Origin of the sequence: Asanoa sp. NPDC049573 (assembly GCF_040676615.1) — a bacterium.
In the GTDB taxonomy this organism is placed as follows: domain Bacteria; phylum Actinomycetota; class Actinomycetes; order Mycobacteriales; family Micromonosporaceae; genus Asanoa.
Genome location: NZ_JBFAPI010000005.1, coordinates 280,201 through 292,210, shown reverse-complemented (window position 1 = coordinate 292,210; position 12,010 = coordinate 280,201). Strand labels below are relative to the sequence as shown.

General features: G+C 70.7%; 9 protein-coding genes. All 9 read right to left on the bottom strand.

What is annotated here, in order from left to right; all coding sequences use genetic code 11:
- Nucleotides 1-67: 67 nt before the first annotated feature.
- Complete coding sequence (locus AB0J74_RS14350) at nucleotides 68-1,207, bottom strand: inositol-3-phosphate synthase (RefSeq protein WP_363448174.1); 1,140 nt, start codon at nucleotides 1,205-1,207, stop codon at nucleotides 68-70.
- Between the two features lie 625 nt (nucleotides 1,208-1,832).
- Entirely contained in the window at nucleotides 1,833-3,014 is a 1,182-nt protein-coding gene (locus AB0J74_RS14345) for a Gfo/Idh/MocA family oxidoreductase (protein WP_363448373.1), read from the bottom strand.
- A gap of 63 nt (nucleotides 3,015-3,077) precedes the next feature.
- Nucleotides 3,078-4,139, bottom strand: a complete 1,062-nt coding sequence (locus AB0J74_RS14340; protein ID WP_363448173.1) for a substrate-binding domain-containing protein — start codon at nucleotides 4,137-4,139, stop codon at nucleotides 3,078-3,080.
- Between the two features lie 99 nt (nucleotides 4,140-4,238).
- Entirely contained in the window at nucleotides 4,239-5,324 is a 1,086-nt protein-coding gene (locus tag AB0J74_RS14335; protein ID WP_363448171.1) for an ABC transporter permease, read from the bottom strand.
- Between the two features lie 34 nt (nucleotides 5,325-5,358).
- Complete coding sequence (locus AB0J74_RS14330) at nucleotides 5,359-6,909, bottom strand: sugar ABC transporter ATP-binding protein (RefSeq protein WP_363448372.1); 1,551 nt, start codon at nucleotides 6,907-6,909, stop codon at nucleotides 5,359-5,361.
- A 551-nt stretch (nucleotides 6,910-7,460) separates the two neighbouring features.
- Nucleotides 7,461-8,639 carry an ROK family protein gene (locus tag AB0J74_RS14325; protein ID WP_363448169.1) on the bottom strand — a complete coding sequence of 393 codons (1,179 nt, stop codon included), beginning with the start codon at nucleotides 8,637-8,639 and terminating at the stop codon, nucleotides 7,461-7,463.
- A gap of 222 nt (nucleotides 8,640-8,861) precedes the next feature.
- A complete protein-coding gene (locus AB0J74_RS14320) occupies nucleotides 8,862-9,674 on the bottom strand; it encodes an ABC transporter permease (protein WP_363448371.1) in 813 nt (270 codons plus the stop codon).
- A 213-nt stretch (nucleotides 9,675-9,887) separates the two neighbouring features.
- Nucleotides 9,888-10,634 (bottom strand): ABC transporter permease, encoded by a 747-nt coding sequence (locus tag AB0J74_RS14315; protein WP_363448370.1) that lies wholly within the window; start codon nucleotides 10,632-10,634, stop codon nucleotides 9,888-9,890.
- Nucleotides 10,635-10,763: 129 nt separating this feature from the next.
- Nucleotides 10,764-11,936, bottom strand: a complete 1,173-nt coding sequence (locus tag AB0J74_RS14310; RefSeq protein ID WP_363448168.1) for a DUF6596 domain-containing protein — start codon at nucleotides 11,934-11,936, stop codon at nucleotides 10,764-10,766.
- Nucleotides 11,937-12,010 lie beyond the last annotated feature (74 nt).

The window sequence follows — 12,010 nt, the reverse complement described above, 5'->3', positions numbered from 1 at the left end:
GGTCCTCGGCAGCCGTGATGCTGGCGCATCACCGCTGCCCCCGGTCACGTCGCGGATGCTGGGCACCCTAGGCCTCCGGCAGCCCGGCGACGAAAGAGCGCAGCAGGTCCCACTGTTCGCTGAGCCCGTGCGGCACGTCGCCGATCGGGTCCTTGAAGAAGAAGGCCAGCTCGGTCAACGGACCGTGCCGGCCGGCTCGGTGTGCGGCGCTGGTCAACCGCGCGAGGTCGAGCACCAGCGGCGCCGCCAGGGCGGAGTCGCAGCCGTGCCAGGAGAACTCCATCCGCATCCGCACGCCGAGGAAGCCGGCGAAGCTGACCAGGTCCCAGGCGGTCTTGAAATCGCCGAGGTCGTCGACGTACTCGATGCGGGTGTTGCCCTGTGGCTCGTAGCCGAGCGTCTCGGCCAGCACCCGCTGCTTGCTGGCCGACTTGGCGGCGTTGGGCCCGGGCGAGGCCAGGTTGGCGCCGTCCCCGCCGCCGAGCAGGTTGAGCCCGGACCAGCTGCGGACGGCGAGGTTGCGGTGCGCGAACATGGGCGCCAGCACCGACTTGACCAGCGTCTCGCCGGTCTTGCCGTCGTGGCCGGCGTAGGGCAGTCGGGTTTCGGTCGCCAGGGCGGCCAGCGCGGGGAGCCGGGCGCCGGTCGACGGGGTGAAGTCCACGTAGGACGCTCCGGCGGTGAAGGCCGCGTACGCGGCCAGCGAGCTGGCCGGCAACGGCGACCCGCCGTCGGCGAGCTCCGCGCGGAGCAGGTCGAGGTCGCCGTGCGCTGGCCGCGGCTCGGGCAGGGACTCGGTGGTGGAGACGTTGACCACGACCACCCGGTCGACACCCGACCGGTCACGGAAGGCGGTGATGTCGGCGGCCAGCGCGGCCGCCGTCTCGGCCTGCGTGCCACCGACGGGTACGGTGCGCAGGTTCTCCTCGACGGCGGCCAGGTCCTCGGCGACGGCGGCGACCAGCCGGGGCGGGACGACACCCGCCTCGCCGAGGGTCTCCGCCTTCTTGGCCAGGCATGTGGTGACGACATCGTGGCCGCCGAACACCAGATCGGCGATCGGTGGCAGCGCGGAACCGCGCAGATCGGGATGCTCGGTCACACACCCGGTCGGCTCGGCGAGCCCGGCGCGCAGCGCCAAGGCCCCGACCATGCTGGTGGTCGCCACGGATCCGCGCGCGCCTACCAGCCAGACACCCGTACTCATGGTGTCCCTCCTGCTCTGTGCTTGTTGTTCTGGTCCCCCGGTGCGTGTTGGTGTGTTCGTGGGTTCTCGCTCGGCATGGGCCCCGCCCGCCCGGCCCGCCTCGGGATGGCACCCCGGAAACGGCGTCGGAGTCGGCGGCAACGACGCCGGATCCGGACCCGGCCGGATCGGGCGGACGGGGCTTGGTAGGCAGGGCCGGTCGGCGTCGCGGCCCTGCCTCCCCCGCGTCATGCCTGGCGGAACCCTGGCGGACCCGGGACGCGGCCGGACGCGCCTGGGGGATCGGGTTGTGGCGGACGGCTCATGGTGGCCTCCGGGGTCATGGGGCGGGCGCCATAGGGCACCTGCTCGTGGGCGCGAACGGGTGTAGACGCGTGCAGTGCCTGACCCCTGGCGAGATGCCTCGTTCGCCAAGGTTTCGGTGCCGTGGAGCGGCGGTGCGGGTGGTGCCTTTCGGTGGTGCCTTTCGGTGGTGCTTGGTCGGTGCCTTTCGGTGGTGCTTGGTCGGTGTCCGGTGCGACCGGGAATCCCGGTCCGGTCGCACCGGACGACCGGATACCTCCGGACGACCCGTCCCGCCGCGGGGCGCAACCGCGGCGGGACCCTCGCGGGTCGGCCCGAGGGGTCAGGCGGCGGCTTCGGCGTCGACCGACTCGACATCGGTCCAGACCGTGCCCTGGTCGGCCGAGCGCGCCACCGCGTCCAGCACGAGCTGGACCTGGAGGGCGTCGGCGAACGAGGGCGTCGGGTCGGTGCCGGTGGCAATCGCCTCGATGAAGTCGCGCATCTCGTGGGTGAAGGAGTGCTCGTAGCCGATGATGTGGCCGGGCGGCCACCACGCGGCCATGTAGGGGTGGTCGGCTTCGGTGATCAGGATCCGGTTGAAGCCCTGTTCGGCGGTGGGTGCCGCGGAGTCGTAGAACTCCAGCTCGTTGAGCCGCTCCAGGTCGAAGACCAGCGAGCCGAGCGACCCGTTGATCTCGACCCGCAGGCCGTTCTTGCGACCGATCGCGAAGCGGCTCGCCTCGTAGGTGGCGATCGCCCCGCCGTCGAGCCGGGCCAGGAACAGCGCGGCGTCGTCGACCGTGACCTGACCGGTCGCCGGCGACTCGGCCCCGTTGCCGGACGAGGCGGCCAGGCCGCTGGACTCGCTCGGCAACGGGCGCTCCTTGACGAACGTCTCGGTCAGCGCGCTGACCCCGGTGATCTTCTGGCCGGTGACGTACTGGGTCAGGTCGATGATGTGCGCCCCGATGTCACCGAGCGCACCGGAGCCCGCCTTGTCCTTCTGGAGCCGCCACACGAGCGGGAACTGAGGGTCGACGATCCAGTCCTGCAGATAGACCGCGCGGACGTGCCGGATGACGCCGATCCGGCCGGACGCGATGAGCTGACGCATCATCGCGACGGCCGGCACGCGACGGTAGTTGAACCCGCACATCGACCGGATGCCGTTGGCCTGCGCCTTGGCCGCCGCGGCGACCATGGCCCGGGCCTCTTCGACGGAGTTCGCCAGCGGCTTCTCGCACAGGACGTGCTTTCCGGCCGCCAGTGCCGCGATCGCGATCTCGGCGTGGCTGTCGCCCGGTGTGCACACGTCGACCACGTCGATGTCGTCGCGCTCGACGACCTCGCGCCAGTCGGTCGTGGACGCGTCCCAGCCGAGCTTGCCGGCCGCGGCTGCGACCTTCGACTCGTCCCGGCCGCAGATCAGGGCCATCCGGGCGCGTGCCGGCAGGTCGAACGCCACGTTCACGGTGCGCCACGCGCTGGAGTGCGCGGCGCCCATGAACGCGTAGCCGACCATGCCGACCCGCAGCTCGCGGTCCTGGGGCGGAAGTGATTCGGTGGACAAGGTGGGTCTCCCCCTTTAGCTGAACCCGAGCGGGAGGTAGGTGCTCACGTTCTCTTTGGTGATGGTCTCGGATGCCAGGATGATCTCCTTGGGCACCTGCAGTTCCACCAGGTCCGACATTCCCTTGCCCTGGCCGATCAGCCGGGCGAGCGAGATGGCCGACGAGGCCATCGACGGGCTGTAGGTGACGGTGCACTTCAGGACCGAGTTGTCGGCCTGGATGGCCTCCATCGCGGCCTTGGAACCGGCGCCGCCGACCATCAGGAACTCTTTGCGGTTGGCCTGGGTGGCCGCGGCCAGGACACCGATGCCCTGGTCGTCGTCGTGGTTCCAGAGCGCGTCCATCTTCGGCAGGGCCTGCAGGAGCTGGCTCATCTCGGCCTGGCCGGAGTCGACGGTGAACTGCGCCGCCCGCCGGTTACGGACCGACATGCCGTTCGCGGCCAGCGCGGCCTTGAAGCCGGCCGAACGCTCCTGGGTCAGCTCCAGGTTGTCGATGCCGGCGATCTCGCCGATGATCGGCGCGCTGATGTTCTTCTTCTTCATCTCGGCCGCGATGTAGTTGCCGGCCGCGACGCCCATGCCGTAGTTGTCGCCCTTGATCTGCAGGCGGTAGGCGAGCGCGTCGGGGAACGCGCGGTCGAGGTTGACGACCGGGATCCCGGCCTTCATCGCCTCGAGGCCGAACGCGTTGAGCTCCTTGCCGTCGTACGGGAGCAGGACGATGACGTCCGGCTTCTGCGAGATCAGCGTGGAGAGCGCGCTGCGCTGCGCGGCCGCGTCGGCGCCGGCCTCGACCGGGCTGAACGTCACGTCGGAGTACTCCGCGGCCTGGGCCTTGGCGTTGCTGGTGATGGCCGCGATCCAGCCGTGGTCGGCCGCGGGGGCCGAGAAGCCGATGGTGACCTTCTTGCCGGGCGCCGTGTTGGCGTTCGGCGAGGCGTTGTTGTTGCCCGTGGTCTGCGCGTTGTTGTCGTCGCCTTTGTCGTTGCTCGTGCAGGCGGCGAGGAGAGCACCGGCGCCGAGCGCGGCGCCGCCGAGCAGGAACCGCCGGCGGACCGGATCGTGCTGGGTCATTGACGTCCTCCTGGATTCTTTACGTGCGGGGGTATCGAGGGTGTGAGAGCCCAGGCGACCGTCCGGTCGGACGACCACCGTGGATGGTGCGTATCGGTTTCAGCTAGCTGTAGTGATCCGGTTCCGTTTGAAGAACTGGCTCACGGAGTTGAAGCGGAACTGCTGGATGAGCACGGCGACCACGATGATGCCGCCCTTGACCATGTTCTGGACCTCGGTCGACAAGGCGTTGAGGGTGAACAGGTTGGTGATGGTGGAGAAGATGATGACGCCGAGCAGCGAGCCGACGATGGTGCCCCGACCACCGCTGAGCAACGTGCCACCGATGATCACCGCGGCGATCGCGTCGAGCTCGTAGTTGGTGGCCATCGCCGCCTGAGCCGACGTGCCGATCGAGGTGAGCATGATGGCGCCGATGCCGCAGCAGAGGCCGGCCAGCGCGTACAACATCATGGTGTGCAGTCGCACGTTGATGCCGGCCAGCCGGGCGGCCTCGACGTTGCCGCCGATCGCGACCGTGCGCCGGCCGAACGTCGTGCGGTTGAGCAGGATCCAACCGGCGATCACGACCGCCGCGAGGATGTAGACCAGGATCGGCACGCCGAGCCAGCTGTCCGCCGCGATGCTGTTGATCGTCTGGTTCTCGGTCCGCTGGGTCTGCTTGTTGGAGATCTGGGCGGCCAGACCCCGCGCGGCGACCAGCATCGCCAACGTGGCTATGAAGGGCACCAGCCGCCCGTACGAGATCAGGAAGCCGTTGACCAGGCCGACGCCGAGTCCGACGGCCAGCGCCGTGAAGATCATGCCGGCGGCGCCGAACTCCTGTGTGGCCACCGTCGTCGACCAGACGCCCGCGAGAGCGATGATGGCGCCGACCGAGAGGTCGATGCCGCCGCCGATGATCACGAATGTCATGCCGACCGCGACCACGCCGACGGTCGCGCCGAGCTTGAGGATCGCCCAGACGTTGGTGATCCACCAACCGTCCCGGCCGTAGAGCTCGGGCTGGGTGATGATGCCGATCACGATCAGACCGGCCAGCACGCCGATCAGGCCGAGGTTGCGCCGCGTCGCCTCGCCGGCGTCGCTGTGCCACCAGCCCTTGCCCGTCGGGCCCTGCTCCTCGGGACCACCGCCCAGGGCCTCCTTGACGGCCGGCGCCGTCTGCGCGGGGAGCCCGGTCATCGCCGGTCTCCGTTCGCTCCGCTGATCATGACGGTCATGCGGGCGCACCTTCCATCAAGGACCCCGCCATGACGAGGTCGAGCACAGTCTCTTCGTCGAGTTCCTCGGCGCGCGCCTGGTGGACCAACCGGCCCTCGCGCATGACCAACACCCGGTCGCTGAGACCGAGGACCTCAGGAACTTCGCTGGAAACCAGCAGCACTCCGACGCCTTGCGCGGCGAGCGCGTGGATCACCTGGTATAGCTCGGCCCGGGCGCCGACGTCGACGCCGCGGGTGGGTTCGTCGAGCAGCAGCAGGTCGGTGTCGCCGAGCAGCCAGCGCCCGACCACGACCTTCTGCTGGTTGCCGCCGGAGAGGGTGCGCACCGGCCGGCGGACGTCACGCGGGCGCAGCTCGAGCCGGTCGGCGACCTTCTCCGCCTCGGCCCGCTCCTTGTTCACGTCGGTGAAGCCGAACTTCGCGATCCGGCTGAACGTCGAAAGAGTCATGTTGCGGTAGATCGGCTCGCCGAGCAGCAGCGCCTGGGCCTTACGCTCCTCGGGGGCCATGCCCATGCCGGCGCGTACGGCGGCGCCGACCGCACCGGGCCGCAACGCCTTGCCCTTGACGTAGATCCGGCCGTGCTCCGCCTGGCGGGCGCCGAAGATGGTCTCCAGCAGCTCCGACCGGCCGGAGCCGACCAGGCCCGCGATGCCGACGATCTCGCCCTTGCCGACGGTCAGCGAGATGTCCTCGAACTCGCCCTGGCGGCTGAGCCCGTCGACCCGCAGCAGTTCCTCGGGCTCGGTCGGCGCGTCGACGCGCTCGGGGAAGACGTACTCGATGGTCCGCCCGGTCATCCGGCTGACCAGGTCGCGGGTCGGCGTGGTGCGGGCCGGCAGGCTGGCCGCGGTGGTCCGGCCGTCCTTGAGGACGGTGACCCGGTCGCCGATCTCGCGGATCTCCTCGAGCCGGTGCGAGATGTAGATGACCGCGATGCCCTGCGCGGTCAGCTCCCGGATGATCCGGAAGAGGTTGCCGACCTCGTCGTGGGCCAGCACCGCGCTGGGCTCGTCCATGATGATCAGCCGGGCCTCGTGCGACAGCGCGCGCGCCATGCTGACCACCTGCTTGCCGGCGGCCGGCAGCGTCCGCACCATCCGGGTCGGTGCGATCTCGCCGTGGCCGAGGCGCCCGAGGATCTCGCGGGTCCGCCGGTTCATCAGGCCGCGCCGCACGAACCCGGCGACCTTGACCTCGTGCCCGAGGAACGCGTTGCCGGCGACCGACAGGTCGTCGACGAGGTCGAGCTCCTGGTAGATGGTGGCGATGCCGGCCTTGTTCGCGGCCTGCGGGTTGGCGAAGGTGACCTGCTCCCCCAGCCACTCCACGCTTCCGGAGTCAGGCTGGTGCGCTCCCGACAGCACCTTGATCAGCGTCGACTTCCCGGCCCCGTTCTGGCCGAGCAGGCAATGCACCTCGCCGGCGCGCACCTCGAGCTGGACGCCGTCGAGGGCCCGCACACCGGGGAAGGTCTTGACCACGTCGGTCAGGCGCAGCACGACGGGCCGGTCTTCCCCGTCGCCGGAGCGCTGCGCCGGCACGATCCCGGCAGGCGCGGCCCCCGCGACAGGCTCGTCCACCACGGCGACCTCGTCGGCCGAAACGTCACTGTCCTCGGTGGACAGCGGCGCGGTATTCGCTTCGTCCGGGGCCGCATGCCGGCTCCGCGGTTCGCGGGTCACGTCGGCCTGGGAGACAACGTCGGGCGTCGTGTGCGTCGCAGCGCCGTCACCACCGTTTGAAGGAAGCACCCCGGACTCCGCCGGGCCAGCCTCCGCCGCGGCGCCGTCACCACCCGCGACAACAACCTCGGACTCCGCCTGGCCAGCCCCCGCCGCGGCGCCGTCACCACCCGCGACAACAACCTCGGGCTCCGCCGGGGTGGCCTTCGCCGCCTTGGCGGCGGATCGGGTGCGAGTGCTGGTCGAGCGCGGCGCGCGCTTGCGCGGCGCGGCCTTCGTCTCCGCGGCCGCTTCCGTCTCCGCGGCCGTGCCGTTCGGCTGGCGATCCGCGGCGGCATCAGCCTCCGGGACGGACCCGTTCGGATCCGCGGCGCCGGATGGCGTGCCGGTCTCCGGGGCGGTGCTCTCGGTCATGACGCCTCCATGAAGGCCATGTCGCTGGCCAGCACCGCCGCGCCGGTCACGCCCGCGCGGCTGCCGAGTTCGGACAGGACCACGGGCAGGTTGCCGGTGGCCAGGGGTAGCGAGCGCCGGTAGACGACGCTGCGGATCTCGGCCAGCAGGATGTGGCCGAGTTGGGCCAGGCCGCCGCCGATCACGATCATCGAGGGGTTGGCGAAGCTGACCAGGCCGGCCAGGACGCCGCCGACGCGGCGGCCGCCGTCGCGGATCAGGCGGATGCAGACCACGTCGCCCTCGATGGCGCCCTCGGCGACGTCGACCGCGGTCACCGCGCCGTTCGCGGCGAGGCGCTCGGCCAGTGCCGGCGAGCCGCCGGCGCGGGCCGCGGCCATCGCGTCCTTGGCGATCGCGGCGCCGCTGAACAACGCCTCCAGGCAGCCGACGTTGCCGCACGAGCACATCGGACCGTGCGAGTCGACCTGGATGTGGCCGATGTCGCCGGCACACCCGTCGGTGCCGCGGTAGACCTCGCCGGCGAGGTAGATGCCGCAACCGATGCCGGTGCCGATCTTGACGAACAGGAAGTCGTCGACCGAGTGGGCGACGCCGCCGTGCCGCTCGCCGATCGCCATGATGTTGACGTCGTTGTCGACCACCGCGGGGCAACCGTGCTCGCGGGTGAGCAACTCGCGGACCGGGAACCGGTCCCAGCCCGGCATGATCGGCGGCGAGACCGGCACGCCGTCGCGGAAGCTGACCGGGCCCGGCACGCCGATGCCGACGGCGTCGAGCCGCTCGTAGGCACCGTCCACCTTGGCCTTGTGCAGCAACTCGTTGACCCGCAACAGGGTGCCCTTGGGGCCGCTGCGGATGTCGGCGGGCTCGGCGTAGGCGACGACCGGCTCCAGCCGGCCGTTGACGATCTCGACGTCGATCGAGCTGGCGCCCAGGTCGACGGCGGCGAAGCGGAGCTTGGGGCTGAGTTCCACAAGGGTCGAACGGCGACCGCCGCGGGAGGCGGCCAATCCGGCCTCGGCGACGTAGCCGAGCGTGACGAGGCGTTCGAGTTCGGCGAGCAGCCGCGGCCGGGGCATCTCAAGGCGGTCGGCGAGCTCGGCGCGGGAGACCGCACCGTTGTCGCGCAGCAGCCTTAACAGCCGCAGGTGCAGAGGCTCAACCGCCCGCACGGCACCCATCCTTTGGTCGGCCCGTTCACACCGGCGCAATGTCCGGGTGTTGTGCACGACACAGTAAGAGCTTCCGCTGTGGGTGTAAAGAGCTTCGGATCTCTTGACGATAACTTTTGCTCGGAGCAACAAAAGCTGCGGAGACTGCTAGTGAATCTTCGCGGCAGTGTTGTGGAGATGCCGGTTTCGTCCGGCCAGAACGTCTTGACGTGCGGTGATGCGCTACTTACAGAGGAGCGTGGTCATGCGGCGGCCGGCGATCACGAGGCCGACAGCGGTGACGACCAGAAGATAACCGACGTCGATCAATCCGCCTAGCGTCCGTTCGGTGCCGATCGATATGCCCCGGATCAGGTCGACCGCCCGGTAGAGCGGGGTCACCTCGACGATCCAGCGCAGCACCGGGTGGTAGCTCTCCGCGGGCACGAACGTGCCGGAGAACAGGAACAGCGCGAACTGGATCGACCCCATCAGGTCGAAATCCTGCCAACTGCGGGCGAACGTGGTCAGCGCCAGGCCGAGCGCGCCGAACGCGAAGCCGGCCAGCACGGCGGCCGGGAACGCGAGCAGCGCCCGCCCGACCGTGGTCAGGTCGAACGCGACCATCAGCACCAGGAACGCGGCCGAGTAGAGCGAGCCCCGCGCCATCGCCCAGCCCAACTCGCCGAGCGCGATCTCGAACGGCCGCACGGGGGTCGCGAGCATCCCCTCGTAGAGCCGCATGTATTTCATCTTCCCGAAGAAGTTGAACGTCGTTTCCGACAGCGCACCGGACATCGCCGCCGACGCGAGCATCGCCGGCGCCACGAACGCCGCGTAGCCGACCACCACGCCGCTGGGCAGCGTCAGGTCTCCGACCAAGGCGCCGACGCCGACGCCGATGGACAGCAGGTAGATCACCGGCTCCGCGAAACCGGAGATCATCACGAGCCAGTAGACCGAGCGCAACGCGGCCGCGTTTCGCTCGGCGACCGAGGCGGACCGCCGAGCGGAACCCTCGAAGCTGACCAGCCGGGGCAGGATCAGTGCGACCACGACGTCTCCAGACACTTGCGGAATAAATGGACCGGTCTCCCGCGCTGCCGCGCGACCCGGAACGAATGAGCGCGACCCGTCGTCTGCCGCGCGATCGCGCGACCAGTGGGCACGGATGGCCGCCCGCGTTCGACATCGGCGCCGGGACCGAGCCGAACACCAGAGGCTTGTGGCACCCGGAGAAGCGGTACCAGCGGCTCCCCCGTCGACCGGTCAGAACACGAGTCGCTTGCGGAAGCGGATGTGTGCCAGCCACCAGCCTCCACCGGCCCAGACCGCCAGGTAGGCCAGGTGGCCGGCAGCCGACCACTGCGGCGCGACGCCGAGTGTCGCCGCTCGGCACAGGTCGACGCCGTGCCACAGCGGCGTCGCGTAGGCGACCCAGCGCAACCCGACCGGCATGCTCTCGACCGGGAAGAAGACACCGGCGAACAGCGACATCGGCAGCACCGCGAAGCGGAACAGCAGCCCGAGGTAGCCGTCGGAGGTGATCGTCGAACTCCATGCGAAAACCGGTGCCGCCACCGCGCAGCCGAGCAGCACCGCGACCGGCAGCGCGAGCAGCGCCCAGACCGAGTGGACCGCGCCGAACAGCGTGGCCACCACCAGGAACGCCGCCGCCGACAGGGCCGCCCGGAACAGCACGAACAGCAGGTGGCCGCCGAGCACGTCGCCGACCCGCAACGGCGCCGCGGCCTGGGCGAAATAGATCTTGTGCCAGGCGAAGCTGCCGAGCACGGGCCAACTGCTCTCGCCGGCCGCGACCTGCAGCGCGGTCGACGCGACCAGGCCGGGCACCACGTAGTCGAGGTAGGGCACGCCGGCCACGCCACCGTCGACATAGGCGCCGACGCCCACACCGAAGCCCAACATGGTCAGCAACGGCAGCAGGAACGAGCCCAGCACCGAGCCCCTCCAGGTGCGCCGGTAGCCGACCAGATGGTATTCAAAAACGGCCATCGTGCGTCGCAGCCCCGGGACCGGAAGCGCCCCTGCGGCCACGCCGGCACCCGTCGCGGTCGTCATGCGGCCTCCCCTCGAGACGGACCAGGCGAACGTTCAGAAGGTACGCGGGGCGTACGACGAAATTCAGGCTTTTTCCTCCCCGGCGAGCTCGGCCAACCGCCGGTCGAGGAAGCGCTGCTCGGCGCCATCGTCGGTGAGCCGCCTCGCCCTCCGGTAGGCCTCGCGCGCCTCGCCGGTGCGGCCCAGCCGGCGCAGCAGCTCGGCCCGCGTCGCGTGCAGGTAGCGGAACTCCTCGAGCCCGAGCCCGTCGACGATCCGCAGGCCGGCGGAAGCGCCGTCGGTCTCGGCAACGGCGATCGCCCGGTTGAGCTCCACCACGGGCGACCCGGTCAGCCGGCCGAGCTCCGCGTACAGTGCCGCGATCTGCGCCCAGTCGCACGGCACCTCGGCGTGTAACGCGGCGATCGCCGCCTGGAGCACATAGGACCCTCGACCGCCCAGACCCAACGCGCGATCGAGCACGGCCCGGCCGGCGGCGATCTGCTCGCCGCTCCACCGCGACCGGTCCTGGTCGGCGAGCAGCACCAGCTCGCCGTCGCGGAACCGGGCCTCCCGGCGCGAGTCGTGCAGCAGCATCATCGCCAGCAGCCCGTGCGCCTCGGCGTCCTCCGACAGCAGCTCGGCCAGCGCCCGCCCCAACCAGATCGCTTCGGCGGCCAGCTCGTCGCGACCGCCGTAGCCCGCGTTGAAGATCAGGTAGACCACGGCGAGCACGGCGTCGAGTCGATCGCGGAGCAGGTGTGCCGGCGGCACCCGGAACGGGATCCGGGCAGCCTTGATCTTGCGCTTGGCCCGCACCAGCCGCTGCGCCATCGTCGCCTCGGACACCAGGAAGGCCGCCGCGATCTCGTCGGTGCGCAGCCCACCGAGGGTGCGCAGGGTGAGCGCGACCTGCGCCTCGATCGCGAGAGCCGGATGGCAGCAGGTGAAGATCAGCTCGAGCCGCTCGTCGGGAAACCCCGACGCCGGCGCAGGCATCGGCGGGACGTGCAGGCCGACCTTGGCGGCGAGCGTCCGCTCGCGGCGGATGCGGTCGGTCGCCCGGTTGCGGGCCGTTCTCATCAGCCAGGCGCGCGGGCTGTCCGGGACGCCGTCGCGCGGCCACCGCTCGGCGGCCGCGGCGAACGCGTCCTGCGCGGCCTCCTCGGCGAGGTCGAAGTCGCCGAGGAAGCCGATCAGGTTGGCCACCACGCGTCCCCATTCCGCGCGGAAGACCTGGTCGAGACTCGCTACCAAGACACCTCCGGGGCGCGGATATCGAGGACGGCGCCCGCATCAGCCATGCGCGCGGCCCCGCCGAGGCCAACGGT

Coding starts and splice junctions, on each gene's coding strand:
- AB0J74_RS14340 (WP_363448173.1), bottom strand. CDS start 4,139: ATGACCCAGCACGATCCGGTCCGCCGGCGGTTCCTGCTCGGCGGCGCC.
- AB0J74_RS14350 (WP_363448174.1), bottom strand. CDS start 1,207: ATGAGTACGGGTGTCTGGCTGGTAGGCGCGCGCGGATCCGTGGCGACC.
- AB0J74_RS14315 (WP_363448370.1), bottom strand. CDS start 10,634: ATGGCCGTTTTTGAATACCATCTGGTCGGCTACCGGCGCACCTGGAGG.
- AB0J74_RS14335 (WP_363448171.1), bottom strand. CDS start 5,324: ATGACCGGGCTCCCCGCGCAGACGGCGCCGGCCGTCAAGGAGGCCCTG.
- AB0J74_RS14345 (WP_363448373.1), bottom strand. CDS start 3,014: ATGGTCGGCTACGCGTTCATGGGCGCCGCGCACTCCAGCGCGTGGCGC.